Raw genomic sequence first — 26,995 nt, forward strand, 5'->3', positions numbered from 1 at the left:
TTGTTTTATGTCAGCATGGCTAATTGATCTTCATAAGCGAGCTCTGTCGCATGATCAATATACCCGAGAAGAGAATACAGCTCTTTTTCAAGCACCGCATGATCATATTCGAAATGATACGCGTGCAGAAAGTGCTCAATACGCTTTGATAATAAATCATCTTTTGTACGAACCATCAATATTAACAAATTGTCCCATTGAGATCGGTGTGTGTAATACAAGGCTTTGTCATAATCGGCATGATCCATCTAACGCTTCTCCTTTCAATGAGAAGTTCTCCGTTAGTTTATGCCGTCGAAGCCCGGATGCAACGGGGGAAAAGTTGGTGTCCTTATCACTGCGGCATAGCAATATGAGGGAGACATAAAATAAAACCGCATATCCGTCTCTTCTTTGGACACGCTAAGATTGACAAAAAACGACTCAGGAGAACATAAAGATGAAATCCCTTCCATTTGCGCTTGCCCTCTTGTTTTGCGGCATTCTCATTGCCTCGATCGCTGAAAAAGGGCATACAGAACACCTCGATCCATCAGTTGAAAAATGGGAGCAGCTCGCATGGAACCAGCTTGAACGTGAATACAAGGGGGCCGAGCTTACCGATTATTCGTACATGGGCCGTACAAAAGTGAACCGGGAACAGACGAAAGATGTGTTTCGCGTAACGGTGCAAACAGCAAAAGAAACGTTTTCATCCCGTGCTGAAGTGTATTTCCATCCCGTAACAAAACACGTGATCAGCATTAATATTTTCAGACTGTAAAAAAAGCTGCACAGCCTAATTGAGGCCGTACAGCTTGTCAGATATCAGAAGAAACGTTTTGCGCCGAGGTAGCGCTGTTTCCAATAGGAATTGTTCATGCTGGAAATAACGACACCCGAATCGTTGGCATTAATAAACTGGCCGTTCCCGAGATAAATACCGACGTGGGAAGGTCCGGCTTTATAAGTTGAGAAAAAGACAAAGTCACCGACCGCCGGCTGGCTGACTGATGTCATCGTATTCCAGTAGCCTGCGGCTGAAAGTCTGGATACAGAAGTGACCTTATTGAGAACGTAATAAATGAAACCGCTGCAGTCAAAGCCTCTCGGCGTTGTCCCGCCCCATACATACGGTACGCCCAGCTGAGCTTTTGCGGCATCGATCATTACATTAATCTTCGCGCTTGTTGAACCTGTGCCGCCTGTGTTGCCGGACTGATTCGGTGTTGTGTTTGTCTGCTGCCCGGTAATCGTCAGCTTTTGTCCGATTTGAAGAACATCTGTTTTCAGATTGTTTTTCTCGCGGATCTGCTGGGCGGTCACATTGAACTTTTGGGCGATCACCCATAAAGAATCCCCGCTTTTCACGGTATATGTAGTGGTTTTCCCTGTATCTCCGGACTGGTTCGGAGTTGACGGTGAAGTCGAAGAGCCGGAAGATGACGTTTTGGTCAGCTTAAGCACTTGTCCGACCCGCAGCATGTCTGACGTCAGTTTGTTGATGCTTCTGATTTGCTGAACCGTCATATTGTATGCGTTTGCGATTTTCCAGAGTGAGTCTCCGCTTTTTACTGTATAAGAGGACGTTTGCGTCTGGTTTTTATTTTGGTTTGAATTGTCTTTTGACGGCGTGTTTCCCGAAGAAGACGTTCCTTTTGTTTTCAGGACTTGGTTTACGTAGATCGTATCCGTTTTTAAGTTGTTTAATACTTTGAGTTCCGCAATGGTCATATTGACGCTGTTTGCGATCTTCCATAGGGAATCGCCGAGTTTTACTTTATACGTCCCGGAAGATGATGACTGATTTTTGCTGCTGTTTGAGCTGCTGCCAGGAGCGGTTTTTTTCTGATCGGTGCTTGAGGAAACTTTCCCCGTCACTTGCAGCTTCTGTCCGGCGCGGATTAAGTCGCTTGTCAGACCGTTCAATTTTTTCAGTTCCTGTACGGACATTTTAAAATCAGATGCGATCAGCCACAGCGAGTCTCCGCTTTTCACTGTATAAACGCTTTTAGTCGTGCCGCTGTTCTTTGAAGATGGCTTTTTGCTGCCGGAATCTGATTTGCCGTTAGGAATGTTGAGCGTCTGCCCGATAGAAAGAACGTTGGATTTTAGATGATTCGCTGATGTAATGGCATCCACGCTTGTATTGTAGTTTTGGGCAAGCTTCCATAATGAATCTCCGCTTTTAACCTTAATCGTTTGTGCTTCTGCCGGTGTTACAGCTAACGCAGACCCGACGATCGCAGATGCAGTCAAACCGACCGCTACCTTTTTTTTCATAATGAATCTCCCTTTTCCTGCGATGATTTTACTATCCCCATTCGTTGCAGCCGCAAGGTGAGGATATCAGTAATGATAATCTTTATATCGGCACTTGTCTGCAATCGTTTATCATATTAATAGAAATAGTCCTTTTTTCTTATGCCGGCATAAAAAAAGAAGGAATGCGGACATTCCTTCAGCTTCTGAGCAGTCTCATAATCTCCTCTTTGTTTTTGACCAGATCCCTTAACGTATATTTGTCTAAAACGGCCAGGTAAGCTTGCAGGGCTTCATTCAGAAGGTTCTTTAAGTTGCAGGCGGGAGATATGATACAGAGATTTTTTTTGGAGTCAAAGCATTCTACGATGTTAAAGTCGTCTTCTGTATTTCGAACGACTTCTCCAATGTTTATGTCTTCCGGTGTCATTCCTAATCGGATTCCGCCTCCCCGGCCCCGGATCGTTTCGACATATCCGAGCTGTCCGAGGCGGTAAATGACTTTCATGAGGTGGTTTTTAGAGATGGAATAAGTATCTGCGATTTCTTTTATGTTGGAAAGTTCGTCGGAATGTCTGGAAGCCAAAAAAATCAAAACGCGTAAAGAATAATCAGTATAGTTCGTTAATTTCATAGAATGACCTCGAAAAAAGAGATTTTGCTTCTGTTACAGTCTATCATATATGAATCTAAAATGAAAAAAAAGGAATTTGCCCCTTTAACTCAAAAAAAACGTGCGCTCCTTCTGAGCACACGTTTTTTTCGTTAAGACATCGGCGGCTTACGATCGTCAGCCGATTGATGTTTTTCAATTTTGCGATCCAATTTTGCGAGATAACGGGAGGCGAATTCTTTTCCGCCAAGACCGAATGAAAGTCCGAAGGCAAGCGCGAAACCGCCCAGAATCAGAATAAACGCGGCATTTACGATCGTGTCGGCGACACCGAGCTGATCCAGCGCCATAAAGATTGAAAGAGTGATAATGGTATATTTCGCAAGCGGCGCCAGGAATCTGAATTCCTTTCCGCTCAGCATGCCGGCAAGCAGCCTGCTGACGAGCTGTCCGGCTAAAAGCCCGATTCCGAGAATAAATACAGCGGCCAGAACATTAGGCAGGTAAGCGATAATACCGGTTGCGATAACAACGAGAAATTCGAGATGGACAAGCTGCAGCGCCTCTGCCGTAAAGAGCAGGACGATGATGATCTGAACAATCATGCCGACCGTCTGAGAAAGCGTCAGCTTCGGGGTACCCGCCTGTTCAAAGCCCATTTTACCGAGAAGAGAGTCGAAACCGCCCCGGTGCAAGAGCCCGGATACAATGCTGTTGACCCATTTTCCGATCCAGATGCCGGCGATGATCAGCACAATACCGATGATGATATTAGGGAGCATTGTGAAGACCGTGTGCAGCATGGCTGACGCCGGTTCAGAAATACCCGCCACATCAAGCCGGTCAAGCGCAGAGATGATCACCGGAATGAAAATCAGCACGTAGACAATCGTTCCGATGATTGCCGACAGGCTTGTATCCTTCAGATAAATAGAAAGCCCCATACGTGCGGCAAGCCTTTCCGTGCCGATACTCGCCAGAAAGTTTGTGACGATATCACGGACGAGACGGGCAACAAGCCAGCCGATTAAAACAATCAGCGCCGCGGCGAATAATTTCGGTATAAAGGACAAAACGCTTTGGATCATATTTGTAAACGGCCCTGATACTCCGCTGATTTGGAGAGCGGCCAAGACGCCGGGCAGGAACAAGAGCAAGACGAAGTAAAAAACGATTCGTGAAGCGGCCGTAACGGATCTGCTCATCTCCGCTTCTTCAGAAACCATTGTCCATTTTCTGAGCCGGCCGTTTTCAGCAAGTTTCATGCCCGCTTTTTTGACGAGATAGCTGAAAAGCGAAGCGGCCGCCCAGCCCAACAGCAGAATCAGGCCGGCTTTTAAAATGCTCGGCACAGCCGCCGTTATCGCTGACAGCATGCTGACAAAAGGCGAAGCCACGGTTGTCAGATGCAGAATGTTAAAGAATAGAATAAAAACGATGATTAATGCGATAAAATAAATGACTTTACTGATGACTTTTTCTGAGGAATAGCGCGCCGGCTTTTTTTCGGCGAACAGCCTGTCGTCGATTTTTGTTTTTTGCAGGCCTTTGTATACGGCTTTTTCAATGATTTTGGCAATGCCCCAGCCGATAAGCAGGACGAGCAGTGCAATGATCAGATTCGGGAGTTTGCTGAGATACGTCGTAAGCATGTCTGCTGTATTCAAGTAGAATCGCTCCTTTTCTTTTTGGGGTATGGTGTGTGTTTTACCCACTTACATATAAAGCAAACGGGGCGGATGTGCCGAAAGTTTTCAGCCGGAAACCGGTCTGTTATTTCATCTTTTGAGAGGAGGGGTCATACATTATAAATAAGTCCAAGTAGGGGGGATTCGGTTGAACGCGGAGGAGACAAAAGGTTTACAGCGGGCAATTGAGGAAATAACCGACATTGCCAAGGGTTTCGGCCTTGATTTCTACCCGATGAGATATGAAATTTGCCCGGCTGAAATTATTTATACATTCGGAGCGTACGGCATGCCGACGAGATTCAGCCACTGGAGTTTCGGCAAACAATTTCACAAGATGAAACTCCATTATGATCTCGGTTTGAGCAAAATTTATGAACTTGTCATTAATTCCAACCCTTGCTACGCTTTTTTGCTGGACAGCAATTCGCTGATCCAAAATAAATTAATTGTAGCCCATGTTCTTGCCCATTGTGATTTTTTCAAAAATAACTGCCGCTTTCAAAATACGAATCGGGACATGGTTGAGAGTATGGCGGCTGCGGCGGAGCGGATTAAGCATTATGAAAGAATGCACGGGATAAAAGAGGTGGAGTCCTTTTTAGATGCCATTCTGGCGATTCAGGAGCATATCGATCCGTCGCTCGTCAGGCCGAAGCTGCTGTGGAGCGTCGATGACGAAGAGGAGGACGAAGAAGAAACCGCGCCATCGCCTTACGATGATTTATGGGGAATGGATAAGCCGAAGCAGGTGAAAAAGAAAAAAGGGAAAAAACCGTTTCCGCCCCGGCCGGAAAAAGATATTCTGCTGTTTATCGAAGAACATTCGCGGGAGCTTGAACCGTGGCAGCGTGACATTTTAACCATGATGAGAGAAGAAATGCTGTATTTCTGGCCGCAGCTGGAAACGAAAATCATGAACGAAGGCTGGGCATCTTATTGGCATCAGCGGATTATCCGCGAGCTTGACCTGACTTCAGATGAAGCCATCGAATTTGCGAAGCTGAACGCAGGCGTCGTTCAGCCGTCAAAAACGGGAATCAACCCGTATTATTTAGGGCTAAAAATTTTTGAAGACATCGAAGAGCGTTATGACAACCCGACAGATGAAATGAAAAAAACAGGAGTAAAGCCCGGTTCCGGCCGCGAGAAAATGTTTGAGGTCAGGGAAATTGAATCGGATATATCATTTATCCGCAATTATTTGACGAAAGATCTCGTGATGCGTGAGGATTTGTATTTATTCCAAAAGCAGGGCAGGGACTATAAAGTGATCGACAAAGAATGGAAGGCCGTGCGCGACCAGCTCGTGAACATGCGGGTCAACGGGGGATTTCCTTATCTGACCGTCAATGACGGGGATTACCTGAAGAATAATGAGCTTTATATTAAACATTGGTATGAGGGAATTGAGCTTGATCTGAAATATTTGGAGAAAGTGCTGCCGTATCTGTACCAGCTGTGGGGCAGGAGCGTGCACATCGAATCTGTTCTTGAAGACAGAGAAGTGATGTTTTCGTATGACGGCAAAGGAGTGCACCGGAGATATCTGTAAAAGAAGAAAGGATGCGGGGAAACCCCCGCATCCTTTTTTATTTTCCGTGTTTCAGGATGTGAAAGATCTTTTTGGCCTGGTCCGTGTTGTTTAAAAGCCCCGTAAATGACTCTCTTCCCGGACCGTATGCATAAACGGGAACTTCTTCGCCCGTATGATCGCCGGTTGTCCAGCCGCTGTTGGTTTTCGCATTAAAGAGCTTAATGATCGCTTTGTAGACGCTCTTGTCAGCATCCTGTTTTGCGGCCGTTTCGATCTGTTTGATTTCAGCTTTTGACCATTTCAGGTCTGTATAACGCGCAAGCACGGAAGATACGGGTTTGCCCGCTTTGATTTGGTCAGCCATAAATGCCGGGGTTTTTTTGGCGGCAAGAACCGGTTCAACATGCCAGTTTTTATCGTCATTCGCGCCGATCGTCAATCCGCCGGTGGTATGATCGGCCGTGGCAACGACAAGCGTATGTTTGTCCTTTTTGGCAAATGCGATCGCTGCTTTATACGCTTTTTCAAAATCCTTCATTTCGCTCATTGCGCCGACTATATCATTGTCATGTCCCGCCCAGTCAATTTGGCTGCCTTCGACCATTAAGAAAAACCCTTTTTTATTCTTGTTCAGCCTGTCGATCGCTGCCGTTGTCATGTCTTCTAATGAAGGGACGGCGTTTGAGCGGTCGATTGCTTTGTCGAGTCCTCCATCGGCAAACAGGCCGAGAATCTTCTTGTTACGATCCTTTTTGAGCTCCTGTTTTGATGTAACGTAGCTGTATCCCGCTTTTTTGAAATCCTTTGTTACATTGCGGTCTTTACGGATAAAGTTTGATTTGCCGCCTCCGAGGAGCACATCGACTTTCTGTTTTCCGTTGATGCGGTCATCAAAGTAGCTGCTTGCGATGTCATCCATATTTTTTCTGGATTTGTTATGGGCTCCGAATGCCGCAGGAGTGGCGTGGGCAATCTCCGAAGTTGCGACAAGTCCGGTGGATTTGCCTCTTTGTTTCGCTTCTTCGAGGACGGATTTTACCCGCTTTCCTTTTTTATCGACTCCGATCGCCGCGTTATACGTTTTCACGCCTGTGGCCATTGCCGTGCCTGCCGCCGCGGAATCGGTAATATTGGAATCAGGATCGTCAGGGTAAGTCATCATCATACCGGTGAGATTGGGGTCGAATGCCGTCAGTTTCATGCCATCCGAAGGTTTTCCTTTGTTAATGACCGAACGGTAGGCGTTCATATAGGGAGCGCCCATTCCGTCGCCGACCATGAAGATGACGTTTCTGATTTCGTTTTTGTCAGGCTGTTTTTTTGCCGCAGCCTGTTCGGAGTGCTGAAGCCCCGCGCCCGCAATCAGACCGGCTGTCAGCACGGATACGGCTGCCGCCGGCAGAAGTTTTGATCGAACCTGTTTAAATAGACTCATTCTCACTCGTCCTCCTTTAATCTTGTCTGCATGTCTAATGGTAGGGGATGTTTGTAAAGAGCGCCTGTTCCTCCTGTAAATTTCAGGTGAAACATTGTTAGAAATGTAAATTCCGGTGTAACTTATGTTTTCAAGAAAGAGTGAAAACCATTCACTTTTTTGAAAAAGACGAGGATTTTTTTAACAAGGGGTTATTTGGAAAATAAACTGCTTTGTTTTTCCAAAATACGAGGATCACAGGAAAAAAACATGACAAATTGACTCATTTTTCGTCACGTTTGAAATCAAATTGAAATATTTAATACCCTTAAAAACTTTTTTTAAAAACGAATTAGTAAGAAATTTGTCACGGGAAGTCAAGTCTATTTCTAGTGGAAATTGAACCTTATAATAGGAAACAGATAAAAACTTAAAAAAAGAGACACATAAAATAGATAGAATCATTCGGGGAGGAAAACATGAAAAAGCAACTTGTTACAGCAACAACGGCAGTGGTTTTGGGGACGACTTTGTTTGCGGGCGCGGCATCTGCGCAAACGATTAAGGTAAAAAAAGGCGATACATTATGGGGACTTTCAAATCGGTACGGAACGTCAATTAATTCCATTAAATCTGAGAACAAATTAAAATCGGATATCATTTACATCGGCCAGACGCTTTCGATCAACGGTAAATCATCTTCAGGTTCAAATTCGGGCAGCAAGTCATCATCGTCTACATATAAAGTCGTAAAAGGCGACAGCCTTTGGAAAATTGCGAATAAATATAAAATGACGGTAAACCAATTAAAAAGTTTAAACGGTTTAAAAACGGACCTGATCCGCATCGGACAAGTTCTTAAAGTAAAGGGATCAACTTCCGGTTCAACGTCTTCAGGATCTTCGTCATCAAAGCAGCCTTCATCCAGCCATAATGCTGCACAGACGAGCCTGAATGTAAACAAGCTGATTTCTGATGCGCAATCTTTAATCGGCACGCCGTATGTATGGGGCGGAACAACGACTTCCGGCTTTGACTGCAGCGGATTTATCTGGTACCTGTTAAACAAACAGACGAGTGTCGGCAGAACAAGCACTGCGGGATACTGGAGCTCAATGAAGAGCGTGTCCAGCCCGTCAAGAGGAGACTTCGTCTTCTTTACAACATATCAGGCCGGCCCTTCACACATGGGTGTGTACATCGGAAACAACAAGTTCATCCATGCCGGTTCTGACGGCGTCACAACAAGTGATCTGAATAACAGCTACTGGAAACCTCGCTACCTTGGCGCGAAAAGATTCTAGCAGCGATAGAAACCCGTTCATCAGAACGGGTTTTTTATTTAGACGGGACAGAGCTCCATTTGTTTCACCTAAAATGAAAATGTGATAAAAAATCTAAAAAGGTTTTCTTTTTTTCATTTTCATAGAGGGCGATGGCGTACGCGCCCGCGCTCGGCATCTGGGCGAATTCGCACGGAATTTCAATCATGCTGCCTGCGGCGAGTTCGGCCCGTACCGCTGACAGCGGCAGAAATGAGACACCCAGCCCCTCTTTAATAAATCGTTTCGTAATATGCGTCTGTGTCACCTTCATTGTCCTGACGAAAGGGAACTGTATTCTGACCTGGCGGAGCAAATCATCCCAATAGTCAGGGTGGTTATGGGTCAAAAGCAGATATTGTCCGAACAGGTCTTTCACTTCATCCGCCTTCCCTGTCCCGGGTTTTCGGCCGGGCGGCGCGACGAGGACAACGGGGTCATTGTACAGGGGGCGGCAAGTGAGGGAAGATGATTGCACCTTTAAGCAGCTCAGTCCGATATCGGCTGAGCCGTTTCTGATTTGAGAGGCGATTTCTTCCGATTCGAAAATGGTGACCGTCATTTCGGTTTCTTTATTGTCCTCTGTATAACGCTTCATGACAGACGGGAGAACGGTGTCGGCGATAAGCGGCGAAACAGCGAGTGTCAGCGTGTGCGAGTAGCCCTGGCGCACCCTGTGCAGCTCCGCCATGCTGTTTTCATAGTCTTCCAAAAGCCTCATGGCAAACGGCACGTATGCTTTTCCTTCTTCCGTCAATTGTATTTTCCGGCCGCTTCGCTGAAACAGCTTGCAGCTGATTTCTTTCTCTAATAATTTTATATGAACGGTGACGGTCGGCTGAGATAAAAAAAGCGTTTCCGCCGTTTTTCTGAAATTCTCATATTTTGCCGCGGTGACGAAGGTGTGAAGCCATTTAAAATCCATAGATGCACTCCTCTGATTAAAAGTTTTAATTAATTCCCTTAAAAATATTCATTATTTTTTAAATATTATATTTACTATAATAACAGAAAGAGGATAAGGGGGAATGAAATTGATTTATCGTGGATTGAAAGGGATTACTTGTGCAGAAACGGCGATCAGCCACATTGACGGAGAAAAGGGGCATTTAATATATCGCGGCTATGATGCGAAGGATATCGCGCTGCAATCCAGTTTTGAAGAAGCGGCGTATCTCATTTTGAACGGGGCGCTTCCTGATGAGCGGCAATTGCTTGCGTTTCAGGAAGAACTTGCAGCCGAGCGCGGGCTTCCGAAACATTTGATCGGCTTACTGGAAACGCTTCCGGATGAAATGGACGACATGGCGGTGCTGAGAACGGCTGTTTCAGGTTTGGGCACAGATTCATTTACATATCCGCCCAAGCCGGAAGAAGCGATTAAACTGATTGCCGTCACACCGACGATTATTGCGTACAGATACCGCCGTAAACAAGGGAAGGAAGCGTTGTCACCTGAGGCGCGATACGGACACGTTGAAAACTATTTGTATATGCTGACAGGCAGGCAGCCGTCCGCAGCCCAAAAGAAAGCGCTTGAGACGTATATGATTCTGGCGATGGAGCACGGCATGAATGCATCGACTTTTTCAGCGAGAGTCACCGTTTCGACTGAATCGGACTTAGTGTCTGCCGTCACTGCCGCACTGGGTACGATGAAAGGACCGCTGCACGGAGGCGCGCCTTCAGGCGTCACGAAAATGCTTGAAGACATCGGAGAAAAAGAAAATGCAGAAGCGTTTTTGACAGCGAAGCTTATGAGGGGAGAACGCCTGATGGGCTTCGGGCACAGGGTGTACAAAACAAAAGACCCGCGGGCGGAAGCGCTGCGCATAAAGGCTGAAGAAGTGGCGGGAAATGATCCGTCGCTTGACTTGGCGCTTTATGTGGAGAAGGAAGCCATCCGCCTGTTAGAGCAATATAAGCCCGGACGGAAGCTGTATACGAATGTGGAGTTTTACGCAGCGGCTGTGATGCAGGCCATTGATGTCGACAATGATTTATTTACGCCGACCTTTTCAGCAAGCAGAATGGCAGGCTGGTGCGCACACGTGCTTGAACAGTCCGCTGACAACATGATTTACAGGCCGTCTGCCAAATACACCGGCGCTTTTCCCGAAACGGCTCAGCAGCTTTAATCACCGGCATATTTGTCCGTTTAACTCCCCACACTGCGTGGTATCGTCTCAGTAATACCAATTGCAGGAGTGTGAGAATATGAATCCGATGGACAGACAGACGGAAGGACAAAAGCCGCAGGTGCAAAACCGCCAGCCCGGCATTGAGTCAGACATGGAGCCGAAGCCGCTCTTGGAGGACCCGGATGTAAAAGGGTCGGGCAGATTAAAAGGAAAAGTCGCCGTCATCACGGGCGGAGACAGCGGCATCGGCGCAGCGGCTGCGATCGCTTACGCGAAGGAAGGGGCGGATCTTGCCATCCTGTACCTAGACGAACATGCCGATGCCGAGAGAACGAAAAAGCGTGCGGAAGAATACCAGGCCGAATGCCTGTTAATTCCGGGGGACGTCGGTGATGAGGCGCATTGTCAGAAGGCGGTCCGGCAAGTCTTAGATCACTACGGAAAAATAGATATTCTCGTTAATAATGCGGCTGAGCAGCATCCGCAAAACGGGATTCTTGATATTACGGCTGAACAGCTGGAGAAGACATTCCGTACAAACATGTTTTCCATGTTTCATATGACAAAAGCCGTGCTGCCTCATCTCAAAAGAGGGAGCGCCATCATTAATACAACGTCGATTACCGCTTATCAGGGAGACACATCATTGATCGACTATTCGTGCACGAAAGGCGGTATCGTTTCCTTTACTCGTTCAATGGCGATGTCATTGGCCGATCAGGGGATCAGAGTAAATGCGGTGGCCCCTGGCCCGATCTGGACCGCCCTGATTCCGGCAACGTTTACTGAAGAAAAGGTGGAAAAGCACGGTTTGGACACTCCGATGGGAAGACCGGGACAGCCTGCGGAACACGCCGGAGCTTACGTGCTTCTGGCTTCAGACGAATCTTCCTATATAACGGGGCAAACCATTCACGTAAATGGCGGCAGATTTATTTCAACATAATACGCAAGTCTTATCCCGCGCTTTTAAAAAGGGCGGGATTTTTATTTGAACGTACATATGAATACGATTTTAAAAAAAATAAAAGTCGCAAGCTGAATCACTAATGTTAATATTTCACAGTGGAAAATCCGCTGAGTTCTGTTTCATGAAAACTAAAAATAATATATAGAATTTTCAAAAAAGTTATTTTCATTTTTATATTTTTCGCTATAATATGATGTAGGAGAAAGGAATGATGTGCTGAAACATTTCATGCGAAAAATAAGAATTTAGTCATTATCGCTATTGTTATCTGAATATTCTAACATATATTGGTTTACAAGGAGTGAAGCAGATGAAGGGGAGCGTATTCAGAAAGAAAAGCATTCAGGACCTGCTTGCCGCAACGGGCGGGGAAAAGTCGCTGAAAAGAGAGTTAGGGGCCTTTGATTTGACCCTTCTGGGGATAGGGGCCATCATCGGAACGGGGATTTTTGTATTAACCGGAACAGGCGCTGTCACGGCGGGGCCGGGGCTGACCGTTTCATTTGTCATCGCCGCTCTTGCGTGTTTATTTGCGGCTCTGTCATATGCCGAATTTGCTTCAAGCGTCCCGGTTTCCGGTTCCGTCTACACGTTTACTTATGCGACACTGGGTGAACTTCTCGCGTTTATTATCGGATGGGATTTAATCTTGGAATATATGCTCGCCGTCAGCGCGGTTTCGGTCGGATGGTCCGGCTATTTTCAATCATTCTTGGCGGGCTTCGGCATTCATCTTCCGACCGCATTAACGGCCGCGCCGGGGTCAATAAAAGGCACGGTCACATTCTTTAATCTCCCCGCATTTGTTATCGTGCTTGCGATTACATTCCTCCTCTACTTAGGCATTAGGGAATCGAAGCGGGTCAATAATATTATGGTCATTTTGAAGGTTCTGGTTGTTCTATTGTTTATCGCCGTTGCGGCCGTATATGTCAAACCTCACAACTGGCAGCCGTTTATACCGATGGGGTTCGGCGGTGTTTTCAGTGCCGCGGCGCTCGTTTTCTTCTCTTTTATCGGTTTTGACGCCGTCTCTTCCGCCGCTGAAGAAACGAAAAATCCGGCGAAGGATCTGCCGAAAGGAATTATCTTTTCATTAATCGTCTGCACCGTGCTGTATGTGACCGTATCGGCGATTATGACGGGCGTCGTTCCGTTTGCCCGCTTTGAAGGCGTTGACCATCCCGTGTCTCTCGTCCTGCAGATGGCCGGTCAGAATTGGGTGGCCGGGATTATTGATATCGGCGCAGTGTTGGGAATGACAACGGTGATGCTCGTCATGCTGTACGGCCAGACGAGGGTGATGTTTGCCATGTCCCGTGACGGTTTGGTGCCGGGGGCGCTTTCAAAAGTCCATCCGAAACATAAAACGCCGCACGTGGTGACATGGGTGTTCGGCATCCTGTCAGCATTACTCGGTTCGCTCGTCCCGCTTGATGAACTGGCGAAGCTGGTGAACATCGGCACGCTTGCCGCGTTTGTCCTGATTTCAGTGGCGGTTATCGTATTGAGAAAGAAACAGCCTGATCTGCCGAGGGCTTTTAAATGTCCGGGGGTTCCCTTTATTCCGATATTGTCCATTCTGTTCTGCGTGTTTTTGATTATTAACCTCGGCGCCACCACCATATTCCGTTTCTTTATCTGGCTGATCATCGGTCTGGTGATTTATTTCTTATATTCGAGAAAGCATTCGAAATTAAACGGGGATTTGTAAGGAGCGGCACCCGCCGCTCCTTTTTATTTTTCGGAATAATGAAACATATTGAAATGGGCTTAAGTTATCGCAGTGAATAAGGGATAATATAGGGCGGAAGGGAAGTGGAAAGTCGTGTCTGACCAAAAAAGGGTTCAATGGGCCTCAAAAATAGGATTTATTATGGCCGCTGCCGGTTCGGCGATCGGCCTGGGAGCCATTTGGAAGTTCCCTTACGTAGCGGGTACGAACGGAGGAGGCGCTTTTTTTCTTGTATTCGTCCTCTTTACCGTGCTTTTAGGCTATCCGCTTTTGCTCGGTGAATTTATTTTCGGAAGACGGAGCCAGACAAATGCGATTGATGCCTACAAACAAGCCGCGCCGAAGTCGGTATGGCACCTTACGGGTTATGTGGGTGTGGCGGCCTGTTTTTTAGTTTTGTCTTTTTACAGTGTTGTCGGCGGATGGATTTTGCTTTATGTGTTAAAAGCCGTTACGGGTTCTTTATCCGGGCTCACTCAGGAGCAGTACGGCACGGTGTTCGGAACGGTCATTGAAAATCCGATCCAGACTCTCGTTGCGCAGCTTGTATTTATGATCATGACGGTAGCGGTCGTGGCAAAAGGCGTGCAGAAAGGGATTGAACGTGTCAGTGCGGTGCTGATGCCGATTTTATTCGTGCTGTTTCTATTGCTAGTGCTGCGATCAGTCACGCTCGATCATGCCGTTGAGGGGATTAAATTTTTATTGGTTCCGCACTTTGAAGATTTGACGCCGGAATCCATCCTATATGCTTTAGGACAGGCGTTTTTTACATTAACGCTCGGTGTTTCGGTCATGGTGACATACAGTTCGTATCTGCCGAAAACCCAAAATCTTCCGGGTTCGGCGGGTTCCATTGTTATGATGAATGTGCTCGTTACGCTGTTTGCGGGACTGGCCATTTTCCCGGCGGTTTTTTCATTCGGCTTTAAACCGGATGAAGGGCCTACACTGCTGTTTACCGTGCTGCCGGCTGTGTTTGACCGGCTGCCGTTCGGCTCGCTGTTTTTTATCAGCTTTCTGGCGGTCTTTTTCTTCGCCGCACTGACTTCGGCCTTTTCAATGGTGGAAATTATCGTGGCGACTGTGGGGAAAGGTGATGAAACGAAAAGAAAGAAGCTGTCGTGGACAAGCGGTCTGCTCATTTTCTTAGTCGGAATTCCGTCCTGTTTATCATACGGTGTTCTCGGTGATGTTCATTTGTTCGGAAAAACGTTTTTTGATCTTGCGGATTTCACCGTCAGCAATGTGCTGATTCCGCTCGGCGCTTTATTAATATCAATCTTCGTCCCGCTGAAAATACCGAAGCAGGAGCTGTTTGCCGAGATGAAAAGCGGTTCAGCCATCGGCTATCGTTTCTTTCAGGTGTGGTATTTCCTTTTGAAATATCTCGTGCCGCTGGCTATCATCGTCGTATTGCTGCATTTAATCGGCGTTCTTTCATTTTAAAAAAACAGGCCCCGTAAAAGGGCCTGTTTTTATGTTTAAAAACCGAATTGCAGATTCGTATCAACCGCAACGATCGTATATACACAGACAATGACGAACAGATTGAGAATGACACCGAGCAGTCCCGGGCCCGTCCGTCCTTTTTTAATAAACAGCTCAATGATGCCGAACGGCACGGCGGCCATCGCAAACGGCAGCATCTGATAAGAATAGAAAGTCACATTGCTGATGATTGCCACGTTCAAAAGCAGCAGCGACAAAATCGCGGTACCGACTGATATCCAGCCGAAAACATTATGCTCTTTAAAAATTCTTACCAATTCCATAATTCCACCTCACCGATGTTTGCTGCTTTTACTGTTTTGTTTTTCAGCAGACGTTCGATTTCTTTTGTCGGCCCCGTCACGACAGAGCCGTATACGTTCATTCCGTGATGTTCAACATAGTCGATTCGGCTGCCAAGATTCATGTCTTTTCGTTTCGATATTGCATGCGCCCATTTTTTATGGCGGGACATAAATTCAAGGGCATTGATAAATTGTTCACGGTCTGTCTGTCCTTGCGTTTCGAAAGAGGACACCATCTTAGAATCTTTCCCGGGAAATCCTAACGGCTCGGCATAAGGACTGTCTTTCAGATTTTTCTCCGTTTCGACCGCATTCCATAAAAACTTCACATCGTATTTTTTAAAAGTTGAATATACTTGAGAAGAAGGGTAGGCCCGGTCATAAGAAAGATAGACCTCCGCCACGCTTCCTTCAGGCAATTTTTTTAATGTCTGACCGGCTTTTTCAATCGTGCGTTCCTTTAAGCCGGAAGGATGGGCGAAATAATGCTTTGCCTGTGCCGCGTCTAGATCATAGTAGTTAACGGCAGGCGATTTGACCGTATCTAAAAACATTTCAATCCGTTCTCCGCCGACGGATTTCGTTTTTGTGCCGATCTGCTTTTGCAGCGGAAATTCCGTATTCATTCCAAACAGCTTCACCTGGCTTTTCAGTCCGGAGGTATCGACGAGGACGTTCGGCATTGTGGTCGCCACCGTCACTGCCGCGGTCTCCATTAATTGATTGCCGGTGCTTTCCTTTCCTCCCAGACCGTAATAGAGGTAGCTTCCCAAAGTGCAAAGCGGCAAAATCATCAAAGTGGAGATGACGGCGAGAACTGAAATCCGCAAATACGATTTGCGTTTTCCGTATGATAAAATGGCCTTCTGTTTTTCCGGGCTGATGCCGACGTCCCATTCCCGATCGTCCTGCATTTCGCTTTCAATCAATTCCTGATAGACTTCCAGCTTTTCCAGCTCTTCTTCAAAGGCGGCCATTTCCCGGTCGCTCATTTCTCCATTTTTGTATTGGTAAAAACGCTTTTTAAATTCTTCATTCATCATTAACACCTCTATTATAAAGTGCTTTCAGCCGCTGTCTGGCACGAAATAAAACACTTTTAAAATTAGCCTCTGAAATATTCATAATATGGGATGCTTCTTTGTAATTCAGTTCTTTTAAATAATACAGTGTTAAGGCCTCCCGATAATTGTCGGGAAGTTCGGACATATACCCTGTCAGCACTTCCTTGATTTCAATCTGATGAGCCGGGCTTTGAACAGCCGTCTGAAAAAGGCTCCCAATTAAGTCATCGGAAATGGTCACTTCCTTTTTATGTTTTCTGACATAATCTATAAACGCATTTCTCGCCACTTGAAAAAGCCATGGCTTTACTTTGCTGTGGTCGTAGGAGTGAATGTGTATGTATGCCCTCATAAAGGTTTCCTGCAGCAAATCTTCAGCGAGATGCTTGTCTTTTGTCATGGAGAGCAGGAACCGGTAAACATCATTCATATACATTTGGTAAATTTCATCGATCGTCACTGCCTTTTCTCCCCTCTATGTTATACACGCATAAGAAAGGTTTAAAGTTGCACGTTCCATGCAAACGGCTTAAATTCATTTTCACCTCATCAAACACCATTTCTCTATAGTACCCAAAATCCGTCATAAAAGATAGAGATCGGCGGAGGAAAAATATAATTATTAGTACCAGGTAATAAAAAATATTGTTATAATAGAGAGAGAGAGAACACTTTTGATCATTACAACAAAGGAAGTGCGTTATGTATAAGTTTTGTGCAAATGCCATCAAATGCATTCTATCTCTGCGCGGAGGAGTGAAAGTGTACAATAAAGAGAATCTTCCGTCTGATAAAGGATTTGTTATCGCGTGCACGCATGCGGGCTGGGTGGACGTCCTCACGCTCGGTGTCGGGATATTGCCCCATCAGATTCATTATATGGCGAAAAAAGAGCTGTTTCAGAAAAAGTGGATCGGAAGTTTTTTGAAGAAGATTCACGCGTTCCCGGTTGACCGTGAAAATCCGGGTCCGAGCAGCATTAAAACGCCGATTAAGCTTCTGAAGGAAGGAAAGATTGTCGGGATTTTTCCGAGCGGTACGAGAACTTCTGAAGACGTCCCGCTGAAAAGAGGGGCCGTGACCATCGCCCAAATGGGGAAAGCGCCGCTCGTTCCGGCCGCATATAAAGGGCCGTCTACGGGAAAAGCGCTGTTTAAAAAGGGAAAAATGCGGCTTATCATAGGCGAGCCGATTTTTTTGGAGGACTTTTCCGATCTTGCGCCGAAGGAGAGGCTGGCGGCCATGACAGAAGAGCTGAATGCCAGAATTAAAGAGCTTGAGAAAAAACTTGAACAATTGTAAATGAAAAAAAGCTTGCCGTCTGTATCAGACGCGCAAGCTTTTTTGTTATGCTTCTTTTTGTTCGGCGGTTTCCAGCAGTTCATCAAACGCCAGTTTTTTCACTTCGATATATGCGACGTGGTGGCCGTCAATTTCATTAATGATAAATTCGCAGCCTTCTTCGATAATCGAGTCGTATTGTTCGACGTCGTATTTCTGGGTAAGGAACCAGCCGCCGATGGTGTCGACCTCGTCATTTTCCAAATGGATGCCGAGGAGTTCGTTCACTTGATCAATCAGGACCTTGCCGTCAAGCATGTAATGGCCGTCGCCGAGTTTACGGATTTCGTTGATTTCATCAATATCAAATTCATCACGGATTTCCCCGACGATTTCTTCAATAATGTCTTCAACGGTGACAAGCCCCGCGGTTCCGCCGTATTCATCCGACAGAATCGCCATATGAACCCGTTCCTTCTGCATTTTTACAAGCAGATCGTGAATCGGTGCCGACTCAATCACATGGATGATCGGATTGACAAAATCGGTAATCGGCGAGTCGACTGATACTTCGCCGCTTATGCAGGCGGTCAGCACTTCTTTAATGTTAATAACGCCGATAATATTATCTTTGTCACCCTCTTCGACAGGGTACCGGGTATATTTTTCAATCTGAATGATGTCCATCATTTCAGAGATTTTGATATCATGCGGCAGACTGACGATTTCCGTACGCGGAATCATGATTTCTTTTGCAAGTCTGTCGTCAAATTCAAAGATTTTGTTCACATATTTAAATTCAGACTGGTTGATTTCACCGCTTTTATAGCTTTCCGATAAAATAATGCGCAGCTCTTCTTCAGAGTGGGCAAGCTCATTTTCAGACACCGTCTCCAGACCGAACGCCTTCGTTAAAAGACGGGCGGAGTTGTTCAGAAGCCAGATAAACGGGAACATGATGCGGTAAAACCAAATGAGCGGTTTCGAAAACAGCATTGAAACGGCTTCCGCTTTCTGGATGGCGACTGTTTTCGGCGCCAATTCTCCCACGACCACGTGTAAGAATGTAATGATCGCATAGGCGAGAATAAATGAAATAATATGCGATAATGAGCTTGGTACGTTTATCTTTGTGAAAAGCGGATGAAGCAAGCGTTCAATCGTTGATTCGCCTAAGACACCAAGACCGATGGAAGTCAATGTTATGCCGAGCTGGCACGCCGATAAATACTCATCTAAATGCGTGGTCACTTTTTTGACACCGATTGCGGCTTTATTTCCTTCTGCTATAAGCTGGTCAACCCGTGAGCCTCTGATTCTGATTATCGCAAACTCAGATGCTACGAAAAATGCCGTCAGCGCGATTAAAACCGCGACTAAAATCAAATTCACAATGTCCAATTAGAACCTTCACTCCTTTTGGGAAGATGAAGGTAACACCTCCTGTTAGTAAGATAATGGTTTAACTTAACAGCAGCATAAATGATTGAAGCACTGCAAGCTTTTCTGGAGCCAGCCTTTTTTTCAGCTGGGCGCGCTCCTCTGGTTCAAGCTTTTCAAACCGATTCAAGATCACGGAGATGTTTTGATTCATGTGATCAATTTCCGATGCCAGATTTCCAATATCGTCAGGCAGGGCTGAAGAGGGAAACTGGTTCTCCAGTCGATCTTTTATATCAGACAGGGCCAATCGCTGCTTTTTACAAGCGACTATAAACTTTAACCGATTAAGTGCAAGTGTATCGTAGTAACGATAGTTCGAACAAGACCTGTCAGGCTTTAAAAGCCCGAGGTTTGTGTAGTAATCCACCGTGCGTTTCGTTACACCGGCAAGCTCTGCTAATTCACTGATGCGATAAGTCTCAGCCCCATCTAAATCCCTCCCCAACCATCACGTTATAGTTATGAGAATAGTTTAATATATGAAGGGGAGTTTGCACAAGTTTATTGTTTTCCGTCTTTCTCCTGAAACGGCGCGGCGGGCTGTCTGAAAAAGCGTTGACTGCGCCAGGTAAATCTTTCATAATCATTGTAAATAGAAACGGAAGAAAAAGACAGAAGGGACAGATGACAGTGGCCGGTTTATCAAGGGAAGTGACAAAGAATCTGGAGAAAGGTTCATGGATACGCAAACTGTTTGATGAAGGCGCGCGGCTGAAAAAAGAGTTCGGCGCCGATAAGGTGTTTGACTTTTCGATAGGAAATCCGGTTGCGGAGCCGCCTGAAACATTTAAGAAGGCGCTTTGCGAAGCGGCTGAAACAGGACGGCACGGATACATACAAAACCAAGGGCTTCCGGAGGCGAGAGAAAAGGTTGCGCACTTTTTATCAGAGCGGTTTCAGACAGAAATTTCCGCCAGGCATACAGTCATGACGGTCGGAGCCGGCGGGGCGCTGAATGTCGCGCTGAAGAGCATTTTAAACCCGGAGGAAGAAGTCATCCTTCTTTCGCCTTATTTTGCAGAATATAAAGCGTATGTTGAAAATTACCGCGGCAGACCCGTCATCTGCCCGCTGACTGACTCATTTGAGATTGATATTGAAGCGGTTAAAGGTGCGATCACCCCCCGTACGAAAGGACTGATCGTTAATACGCCGCATAATCCGACGGGGACTGTGCTCAGCCAGAAAAACCTTAACGAATTAGGCGCCTTATTAAAAGAAACCGAAGAGCGGAACGGCCAAAGCATATTTATTTTATTTGATGAACCGTACAGCCAGCTGATCTACGGAGAAGAGCAGGCGAATCCGTTTCAGGCGTATCACCGCGTGATTTTAGTCAGTTCGTTCAGTAAAGATCTCGGCATTGCGGGGGAAAGGCTCGGGTATATCGCGGCAGACGCCCAAATGCCTGAGGGCGATCTTCTGACGGATGCGTTCGTTTTCTGCAACCGGACGCTCGGCTTTGTGAACGCTCCGGTCATGATGCAGCGCGCCGTGGCGAAAATGGATGATCTTTCGATTGACGCTGAACCTTACAGAAAGCGGAGAGACCTTATGGTGGACATCCTCACAGAAGCCGGCTTCGAATTTGAAATGCCGAAAGGAGGCTTTTTCGTCTTTCCGAAATCACCGATTGAAGACGAGGTGGCGTTCTGCATGCATGCCGCACAGAAATACAAACTATTGATCGTACCCGGCAGCGGATTTGGAAAAAGCGGCTATTTCCGATTATCTTTCAGCGTGCCTTCAGAACAGATCAGACAGTCGCGCGATATTTTCAAAGCACTGTATCAAGATTTTTCTTCATAGCTTCCAATACATAAAGATGGGAGAACGGACAAATGTCGAGGAGAAATAATGGCACGTCAGACATCAGCATTACAGGAATCGGAGTCTTAACCGCGGTCGGACAAGGCAAGGAGGCGTTTCTCGATGCGCTCATGGAGGGGCGGCACGCCTTTGATGTGATGAAACGGCCCGGCCGGCAGAAAGGCAGTTCGTTTATCGGCGCGGAGCTTAGCGAATTAACGCCGCCGGACGCGCTGTCCAAGCGCTTGTACCGAAGGGCCGCATTATCAGGAAAGACGGCGCTTATCGCTTTATATGAAGCGTGGCATGACGCTCAATTAGACGGCGCTGACCACAGCCGCACCGGTCTGATCATCGGCGGCTCGAATATGACGCAGCGCGAATTGCTGCAGGTCTTTGAGAAAAACGGTGAAACGCCGCAATTTGTAAATCCGACATACGGGCTTTCTTTTATGGATAGTGATTTGTCGGGGCTTTGTACGGAGCAATTCGGGATAAAAGGGCCGGCCTTTACGGTCGGCGGCGCGTCGGCAAGCGGCCAGGCGGCGGTTATCCAGGCTGCTCAAGGAATCAAAGGAGGCCTGTTTGACCGATGTATCGTGATCGGGGCGCTGGCCGATCTGTCGTACATGGAGTGTCATGCTCTCCGTTCTTTGGGAGCGATGGGCACTGATACATACGCTGAACGGCCTGAAGCCGCCTGCCGCCCGTTTGACCGGCATACGGACGGGTTTATATTCGGAGAGGCGTGCGGGGCGATTGTGCTGGAACGCGCTGAATCTGCCGAACAGAGGGGCGCGCGTTCGTGGGCCGGCTTAAAGGGCTGGGGGATGGCTTCCGATGCAAACCGCAACCCGAATCCTTCAGCAGAGGGCGAAATGACGGTGATCCGCCAGGCGCTGGAGCGGGCCGGTCTTTCAGCAAAAGAGATCGATTACATCAACCCGCACGGCACCGGTTCGCCGATCGGTGATAAGACTGAATGCCGGGCGCTTTCTGAAAGCGGCCTGTCGCACGCGCGGATTAATGCGACAAAATCGATTACCGGACACGGTCTGAGTGCGGCCGGAACGGTGGAAATCATTGCTGCTCTCTTGCAAATGCGGGAAAACAAGCTTCATCCGATCCGAAACTTAACGGAGCCGATTGACGATTCTTTTCAGTGGGTGACCGACGGGCCGAGCATCCATACCGTACACCATGCGTTAAGCTTAAGCATGGGATTCGGGGGGATTAATACGGCGCTTTGTTTAGAAAATCATTTCCGAAGCAGATAACGGCAGCCTTCTTTTTGAAGGCTGTTTTTTATATGATAAAAAAATCTGAAAATGATGAAAGAATGGAGTTGTGATACAATAAACTATACAAATGACAATCATGCTTTGACTTAGGAGGTGGCAGGATGGGGCCCTCTGTATAGTCAATCACCCATTTCGTTCCTCTCGCTTAAGAAAAAACGATGAAATCAGGAGGTGACGTCCTTATCCTTCAATTCGGGATAAGGTGAAATGGACGATATTGACAGTTTGATTTTAATCGGTGTGCTCATTGCGTTAACGGCATTTTTCGTGGCGAGTGAATTTGCGATCGTCAGAGTGAGAAGATCCAGAATTGATCAGCTCATTTCAGAAGGGAACAGACGGGCGGTGCTCGCAAAGCGTATCATTACGGATCTTGATGAGTATTTATCCGCCTCGCAGCTTGGCATTACACTCACATCCATCGGGCTCGGCGTACTGGGAGAGCCTGCATTTGAGCGGATGCTTCATCCTGTGTTTCAGGGTATGGGGCTGCCGGATTCTGCTGAGCATGTGATTGCTTTTGCTGCGGCGTACGGGCTGATTACGTTTCTACATGTCGTCGTCGGTGAGCTTGCGCCTAAAACGGTTGCGATTCAAAAAGCGGAAAAGCTGACGTTATGGATTGCCGGACCGCTTCGGTTATTTTACGTGTTCATGTTCCCGTTTATTTGGGTGCTGAACGGCTCCGCGAGAATTCTGACCGGTTTGGCCGGATTAAAGCCGGCATCTGAGCATGAAGGCTCCCACTCTGAAGAAGAGTTGCGGATCCTGCTGTCAGAAAGTTTAAAAAACGGAGAAATCAATCCGTCTGAATATACATTTGTGAATAAAATTTTTGATTTTGATAATCGGATCGCCAAGGAAATCATGATCCCGAGAAAAGAAATCGCGGCTGTTTCCACTGATATGGACGTGCCGGAAATGCTTGATATGATGCTGAAAGACAAATATACGCGCTGGCCCGTAACGGACGGGGACAAAGACAGTGTCATCGGCATGATCAATACGAAGCATCTCTTTTCAGATCTGCTGTTTATGACAGAAGATGAAAAAGCGGAAGTATCCATCACGTCTTACGTCCGCCCGGTGATTGAAGTCATCGAGACGATCCCGATACACGACCTGCTGATAAAAATGCAGAGAGAACGGATTCATTTGGCGATATTGTCTGATGAATACGGCGGAACGTCCGGTCTTGTGACGACCGAAGACATCCTTGAAGAAATCGTCGGCGATATCAGAGACGAATTTGATGAAGACGAACAGCCGCAGATTCAAAAGCTGTCCGAACGCCATTATGTGCTGGACGGAAAGGTTCGGATTGATCAGGTGAATCATCTTCTCGGCGCAGGGATTGAAGAGGAAGTCGACACGATCGGCGGTCTTGTGCTGAAACGGAATATTGACATCTGTGCGGGTGAGTCGATACAAATCGGGGGATACACTGCCCTCATATTAGAAATGGACGGCCGGTTTATTAAACAGCTTGAACTCAAAGAAGAACAGGGCCGCCCGGGCGGTCAGAGAACAATAAACCGCCAGCTGCCCGTGCCTGAAACGGTCATGCTTCATAACGCAACCTTGAGCGAAAAATAAGCTCAAGGTTTTTTTAAATGGATATCATAACAAAGCCGCACCAGAACGCCAAAAGGCTTCCGGCTGCTGAAACAGCGATGTAGAGCAGGCTTTCCTTTATGCGGTTGTTCATCATCAGCTGCACGGCTTCAATACTAAACGTGGAAAAGGTCGTAAACGCACCGAAAAAGCCCGTCGCGATGATGATGCCGGCAGAAGGATTATCCAGGCCCAGGCCGGTGAACATGCCGAGGCCGAAGGAGCCGAGCAGGTTGACCGCAGCCATTCCAAGCGGAATCGGAAAACCTTTTGTTCTTTCTGAAATTGCTTTACCCAGCAGAGACCGTAATACCGCTCCGATACCCGCTGCGATAAGCATCAGGACAATCGTCATGGCGTATCATGCCCCCTTCCCGCTGCGTGAAGGGCAATCCGCCGTCCCCAGAAAATGCCGGCGTATGCAAGGGCAATGCCAGAGATTAATGTCGCGGCAGCATAACAAAAAGCCGCTGCGGGAGACGATTGCAGCAGAAAAATGGTTTCTTTTGCGAAGGTTGACATCGTCGTGAAACCTCCGCAAAAACCGGTTCCTAAAAAGGCGGTCAAAAGAGGGCGTTTAGCCCGAATGATGAAATAACCCGTAATAAGACCGAGTAAAAGGCTTCCCGCCGCGTTTTCGAGGAAAGTGGCCGCCGGGAAAAAACCCCTGTGAATGTGCGCGCTTATTTCAAAGCGGAGCAAAGCGCCAAGCGCGCCTCCGATAAAAATTGCGATGTATTGTTTCATATCAGCCATCCTTAGAAATAAAATCCGGAAAATCAGTTACAATGCCGTCAACTGCCATCATTTGCAGCTTTTGGGCCGTCTTTTGATTTCTGACCGTCCAGGCAAATACTTTCAGGCCGTGTCTGTGAGCGGTTGAAATCAAGAACCGATTCAGGCGGGTATATTTAATATTGACATAATGTACGGCTGATTTGTAGGCGGCCAGCTGGCTTTTGGAAAACATCCCGAAGCTGGGTCTTGCAATAATTGCAGTCGGAACGGACGGATACATGTCGTGAAAGGTCTGAATCGACTTGAGGCTGAATGATTGAACGATAGGGTGGATGGAAAAGGAAAACCTGCTTAACAGCTGGCCGACTGCTTTTTCAAGACCGACTTGAGAAACGTGCCCTTTCAGTTCAATTAAAAATCCGATTTCAGAATGATAACGCTTCAAGACCTCTTCGAGCAGGGGAATCCGCTCCCCTTTAAACTCAGCCCCATACCAGCTGCCGGCGTCCAGAGACTGCAGCTTCTTCAGCGTAAAATCTTTTACAAAACCGGAGCCGTCCGTCGTCCGGTCGACTTTGTCATCATGGATGACGACAATCTGGCCGTCTTTTGTGAGCTGGACGTCAAGCTCAATGAAATCAGCGTTCATTTCGGCAGCGATATCAAATGCCGCAAATGTATTTTCGGGCGCGTAACCGGATGCGCCGCGATGAGCGATGGTATACAAGCTTGTCAGCTCCCCTCATGGGCATTTCTGTTATTATATCAGATTCGTATATGCACAGCGATTCAAACTGGTGAATGTGCAAAACAGTATTTTTTTGGAATAAAGATAGTGCTTTTTTCGGTTTACAATCCGCAGTGATGATTTATAATGGCAAAAAGGAGGCGAGATCATGGGAAAAGGGAGATTGAAAGTGGAAGAAAGAATTAAGGCCGAAACCGATGCCGAAATCCAAAAAGCGACTCTCCTGAAACAGACACAATCAAAGAAGAAATAGTGCCTGACCCTGTTGTATCTGGCTGAAAGATGAACGAATGTGTGAAAACCCCGGCTGTGCTCTGATGCCGGGGTTTTTCAGGCTGCCTAAAGACATTAAAAGAAGCTGATGTCCGAATGTTTTAGTATAATAGATTTTCGACAAGACAAAGGAGCATGCCATGATGACACAATTTCAGAGCTTTTTTACGCTTGACCATATTTCGCAGATCAGTATCAGCATCGGAATTTTAGCGGCTTTTCTCGTTTTGAGAAAACTGTTTGTCAAATACTTTTTTCAGCTCGTTTACAAATTGGCGAACAAGCCGAAAACCGACATATTCAAACAGATTGCCGTAGCGTTTGACAAGCCGGCCAGATGGTTTTTCGTGGCGCTGGGTCTGTTTTTGGCGATTGAGTATTCGCCGTTTTTAGACGGGCAGATGGACATTATCAAAAAAATGTACCGCTCTCTGATCGTTGCGCTGATCGCCTGGGGGCTTTGCAATCTGACATCGGCGTCTTCGTTTTTATTTCATAAAGTCAATCAGCGTTTTGAGCTTGATATGGATGACATTTTGGCGCCGTTTTTATCCAAGGTGCTGCGCTTTGTCATTCTGGCGCTCAGCGTCAGTGTGATCGCGCAGGAATTCAATTATGATGTAAACGGGTTCGTGGCCGGACTCGGACTTGGCGGATTGGCCTTTGCGCTCGCGGCTAAAGATACGATCAGCAATTTTTTCGGCGGCATTATCATCATTACGGAAAAGCCGTTTACGATCGGCGACTGGGTCGAGACGTCATCTGTAACGGGGGGCGTTGAAGATATCACATTCCGAAGCACAAGGTTCCGCACGGCGCAGGGGGCGCTTGTTACTGTGCCCAATTCAACGCTGTCCATGGAAGCCATCACAAACTGGACGAGGATGACGAAGCGCCAGGTCACGTTTTCTGTTCGTGTTTCTTATGCGACGCCGATTGATCGTTTAGAGCGGTGCATCACAAGGCTCAGAGAAATGCTTCGTGAACATGAAGGCGTGCATGATGATACGATTATGGTTAACTTTGACGTGTTTGCGGACAGCTATTATAATCTGTTTTTCAACTTTTACACAAAGACCATCGTCTGGGCGGAAAGCTTGGACGTGCGGCAGGATATCAACCGCCGGATTATTGATATTTTTGCTGAGGAAGGCGTGGAGTTCGCCTATCCGGGCCAGAATGTATTCGTAAAACAGAAGAGCCATGATGATCCGGTTCATGTGAAGGATCATTCCGGAGAAAAAGAACGGGCATAACAGGCGCCGTT

General features: G+C 46.9%; 27 protein-coding genes. 13 read left to right on the forward strand and 14 right to left on the reverse strand.

Annotated elements, in window-relative coordinates; all coding sequences use genetic code 11:
• Nucleotides 1-5: 5 nt before the first annotated feature.
• Nucleotides 6-248 (reverse strand): YhdB family protein, encoded by a 243-nt coding sequence (locus G9F75_RS05715; protein ID WP_003155335.1) that lies wholly within the window; start codon nt 246-248, stop codon nt 6-8.
• A 191-nt stretch (nt 249-439) separates the two neighbouring features.
• On the opposite strand from G9F75_RS05715, the gene G9F75_RS05720 reads away from it, so the two are divergent.
• The gene (locus G9F75_RS05720; RefSeq protein ID WP_003155332.1) at nt 440-763 is read left to right on the forward strand and encodes a DUF3889 domain-containing protein; all 324 of its coding nucleotides are present in this window, start codon (nt 440-442) and stop codon (nt 761-763) included.
• Nucleotides 764-807: 44 nt separating this feature from the next.
• Here the strand turns inward: G9F75_RS05720 and lytF are convergent, their stop codons facing one another.
• The 3 genes from lytF to G9F75_RS05735 all read right to left on the reverse strand — a co-directional run bounded on the left by lytF (nt 808) and on the right by G9F75_RS05735 (nt 4,521).
• Nucleotides 808-2,262, reverse strand: coding sequence for a peptidoglycan endopeptidase LytF (lytF, locus tag G9F75_RS05725; RefSeq protein WP_167408967.1), 1,455 nt, complete (start codon nt 2,260-2,262; stop codon nt 808-810).
• A 178-nt stretch (nt 2,263-2,440) separates the two neighbouring features.
• Nucleotides 2,441-2,875 (reverse strand): nitric oxide-sensing transcriptional repressor NsrR, encoded by a 435-nt coding sequence (gene nsrR / locus G9F75_RS05730; protein ID WP_007610306.1) that lies wholly within the window; start codon nt 2,873-2,875, stop codon nt 2,441-2,443.
• A 131-nt stretch (nt 2,876-3,006) separates the two neighbouring features.
• Nucleotides 3,007-4,521, reverse strand: a complete 1,515-nt coding sequence (locus G9F75_RS05735) for a mechanosensitive ion channel (RefSeq protein WP_021494910.1) — start codon at nt 4,519-4,521, stop codon at nt 3,007-3,009.
• Nucleotides 4,522-4,690: 169 nt separating this feature from the next.
• On the opposite strand from G9F75_RS05735, the gene G9F75_RS05740 reads away from it, so the two are divergent.
• Nucleotides 4,691-6,097, forward strand: a complete 1,407-nt coding sequence (locus tag G9F75_RS05740) for a SpoVR family protein (protein WP_159353954.1) — start codon at nt 4,691-4,693, stop codon at nt 6,095-6,097.
• A gap of 37 nt (nt 6,098-6,134) precedes the next feature.
• Here the strand turns inward: G9F75_RS05740 and G9F75_RS05745 are convergent, their stop codons facing one another.
• Nucleotides 6,135-7,514 carry an alkaline phosphatase PhoA gene (locus G9F75_RS05745; RefSeq protein WP_167408968.1) on the reverse strand — a complete coding sequence of 460 codons (1,380 nt, stop codon included), beginning with the start codon at nt 7,512-7,514 and terminating at the stop codon, nt 6,135-6,137.
• Between the two features lie 458 nt (nt 7,515-7,972).
• Between G9F75_RS05745 and G9F75_RS05750 the strand changes: the two genes are divergently transcribed.
• Entirely contained in the window at nt 7,973-8,797 is an 825-nt protein-coding gene (locus G9F75_RS05750) for a C40 family peptidase (RefSeq protein ID WP_014417294.1), read from the forward strand.
• A 64-nt stretch (nt 8,798-8,861) separates the two neighbouring features.
• Here G9F75_RS05750 and G9F75_RS05755 read toward each other — a convergent pair whose 3' ends face one another.
• Entirely contained in the window at nt 8,862-9,740 is an 879-nt protein-coding gene (locus G9F75_RS05755; protein WP_025649531.1) for a transcriptional regulator CitR, read from the reverse strand.
• 109 nt (nt 9,741-9,849) lie between these two features.
• Between G9F75_RS05755 and G9F75_RS05760 the strand changes: the two genes are divergently transcribed.
• From G9F75_RS05760 to G9F75_RS05775, 4 genes are all read left to right on the forward strand, one after another.
• Nucleotides 9,850-10,953, forward strand: a complete 1,104-nt coding sequence (locus G9F75_RS05760) for a citrate synthase/methylcitrate synthase (RefSeq protein WP_042893802.1) — start codon at nt 9,850-9,852, stop codon at nt 10,951-10,953.
• A 79-nt stretch (nt 10,954-11,032) separates the two neighbouring features.
• A complete protein-coding gene (locus G9F75_RS05765) occupies nt 11,033-11,902 on the forward strand; it encodes an SDR family oxidoreductase (RefSeq protein WP_021494913.1) in 870 nt (289 codons plus the stop codon).
• A gap of 334 nt (nt 11,903-12,236) precedes the next feature.
• The gene (bcaP, locus tag G9F75_RS05770) at nt 12,237-13,640 is read left to right on the forward strand and encodes a branched-chain amino acid transporter BcaP (RefSeq protein WP_014417297.1); all 1,404 of its coding nucleotides are present in this window, start codon (nt 12,237-12,239) and stop codon (nt 13,638-13,640) included.
• A 114-nt stretch (nt 13,641-13,754) separates the two neighbouring features.
• On the forward strand, nt 13,755-15,110 hold the full coding sequence (locus tag G9F75_RS05775; RefSeq protein ID WP_014417298.1) for a sodium-dependent transporter: 1,356 nt from the start codon (nt 13,755-13,757) through the stop codon (nt 15,108-15,110).
• Between the two features lie 35 nt (nt 15,111-15,145).
• Here G9F75_RS05775 and G9F75_RS05780 read toward each other — a convergent pair whose 3' ends face one another.
• Genes G9F75_RS05780 through sigM form a run of 3 tightly spaced genes read right to left on the reverse strand, consistent with a single transcriptional unit; the run spans nt 15,146 to nt 16,981 of the window.
• Entirely contained in the window at nt 15,146-15,436 is a 291-nt protein-coding gene (locus G9F75_RS05780; RefSeq protein WP_003155315.1) for an anti-sigma-M factor, read from the reverse strand.
• Nucleotides 15,424-16,500, reverse strand: a complete 1,077-nt coding sequence (locus tag G9F75_RS05785; RefSeq protein WP_087920756.1) for an anti-sigma factor — start codon at nt 16,498-16,500, stop codon at nt 15,424-15,426. Before G9F75_RS05785 ends, G9F75_RS05780 begins: the two co-directional genes overlap by 13 nt.
• Complete coding sequence (gene sigM, locus G9F75_RS05790) at nt 16,490-16,981, reverse strand: RNA polymerase sigma factor SigM (RefSeq protein ID WP_003155312.1); 492 nt, start codon at nt 16,979-16,981, stop codon at nt 16,490-16,492. The genes G9F75_RS05785 and sigM overlap by 11 nt, the downstream gene beginning before the upstream one ends.
• A 242-nt stretch (nt 16,982-17,223) precedes the next feature.
• Here sigM and G9F75_RS05795 point away from each other — a divergent pair, with 242 nt between their 5' ends.
• Nucleotides 17,224-17,823 carry a lysophospholipid acyltransferase family protein gene (locus tag G9F75_RS05795; RefSeq protein WP_007610331.1) on the forward strand — a complete coding sequence of 200 codons (600 nt, stop codon included), beginning with the start codon at nt 17,224-17,226 and terminating at the stop codon, nt 17,821-17,823.
• A 45-nt stretch (nt 17,824-17,868) separates the two neighbouring features.
• On the opposite strand, the gene G9F75_RS05800 is transcribed toward G9F75_RS05795, so the two are convergent.
• Nucleotides 17,869-19,203, reverse strand: coding sequence for a hemolysin family protein (locus G9F75_RS05800; RefSeq protein WP_007409264.1), 1,335 nt, complete (start codon nt 19,201-19,203; stop codon nt 17,869-17,871).
• A gap of 61 nt (nt 19,204-19,264) precedes the next feature.
• Nucleotides 19,265-19,690 carry a Cu(I)-responsive transcriptional regulator gene (gene cueR, locus G9F75_RS05805; RefSeq protein ID WP_007409263.1) on the reverse strand — a complete coding sequence of 142 codons (426 nt, stop codon included), beginning with the start codon at nt 19,688-19,690 and terminating at the stop codon, nt 19,265-19,267.
• Between the two features lie 179 nt (nt 19,691-19,869).
• Here cueR and G9F75_RS05810 point away from each other — a divergent pair, with 179 nt between their 5' ends.
• The 3 genes from G9F75_RS05810 to G9F75_RS05820 all read left to right on the forward strand — a co-directional run bounded on the left by G9F75_RS05810 (nt 19,870) and on the right by G9F75_RS05820 (nt 23,951).
• Complete coding sequence (locus G9F75_RS05810) at nt 19,870-21,054, forward strand: pyridoxal phosphate-dependent aminotransferase (RefSeq protein ID WP_167408969.1); 1,185 nt, start codon at nt 19,870-19,872, stop codon at nt 21,052-21,054.
• Nucleotides 21,055-21,086: 32 nt separating this feature from the next.
• Nucleotides 21,087-22,331 carry a beta-ketoacyl synthase N-terminal-like domain-containing protein gene (locus G9F75_RS05815; protein WP_014417300.1) on the forward strand — a complete coding sequence of 415 codons (1,245 nt, stop codon included), beginning with the start codon at nt 21,087-21,089 and terminating at the stop codon, nt 22,329-22,331.
• A 231-nt stretch (nt 22,332-22,562) separates the two neighbouring features.
• On the forward strand, nt 22,563-23,951 hold the full coding sequence (locus G9F75_RS05820) for a hemolysin family protein (protein WP_021494914.1): 1,389 nt from the start codon (nt 22,563-22,565) through the stop codon (nt 23,949-23,951).
• Between the two features lie 13 nt (nt 23,952-23,964).
• Here the strand turns inward: G9F75_RS05820 and crcB are convergent, their stop codons facing one another.
• From crcB to G9F75_RS05835, 3 genes are read right to left on the reverse strand one after another with little or no spacing between them, the layout of a single operon-like run.
• Nucleotides 23,965-24,324, reverse strand: a complete 360-nt coding sequence (gene crcB / locus G9F75_RS05825) for a fluoride efflux transporter CrcB (protein ID WP_017417357.1) — start codon at nt 24,322-24,324, stop codon at nt 23,965-23,967.
• On the reverse strand, nt 24,321-24,716 hold the full coding sequence (locus G9F75_RS05830) for a fluoride efflux transporter FluC (RefSeq protein ID WP_021494915.1): 396 nt from the start codon (nt 24,714-24,716) through the stop codon (nt 24,321-24,323). Before G9F75_RS05830 ends, crcB begins: the two co-directional genes overlap by 4 nt.
• 1 nt (nt 24,717) lies before the next feature.
• Nucleotides 24,718-25,434 (reverse strand): glycerophosphodiester phosphodiesterase, encoded by a 717-nt coding sequence (locus tag G9F75_RS05835; protein WP_017417358.1) that lies wholly within the window; start codon nt 25,432-25,434, stop codon nt 24,718-24,720.
• A 169-nt stretch (nt 25,435-25,603) separates the two neighbouring features.
• On the opposite strand from G9F75_RS05835, the gene G9F75_RS05840 reads away from it, so the two are divergent.
• Together G9F75_RS05840 and G9F75_RS05845 are read left to right on the forward strand one after the other, a co-directional pair.
• Nucleotides 25,604-25,708 carry a YhdX family protein gene (locus G9F75_RS05840; protein WP_003155299.1) on the forward strand — a complete coding sequence of 35 codons (105 nt, stop codon included), beginning with the start codon at nt 25,604-25,606 and terminating at the stop codon, nt 25,706-25,708.
• A 160-nt stretch (nt 25,709-25,868) separates the two neighbouring features.
• A complete protein-coding gene (locus G9F75_RS05845) occupies nt 25,869-26,984 on the forward strand; it encodes a mechanosensitive ion channel family protein (protein WP_017417359.1) in 1,116 nt (371 codons plus the stop codon).
• Nucleotides 26,985-26,995 lie beyond the last annotated feature (11 nt).

The sequence above is a fragment of the Bacillus sp. EKM208B genome, assembly GCF_011800725.1.
Classification (GTDB): Bacteria; Bacillota; Bacilli; order Bacillales; family Bacillaceae; genus Bacillus; species Bacillus velezensis.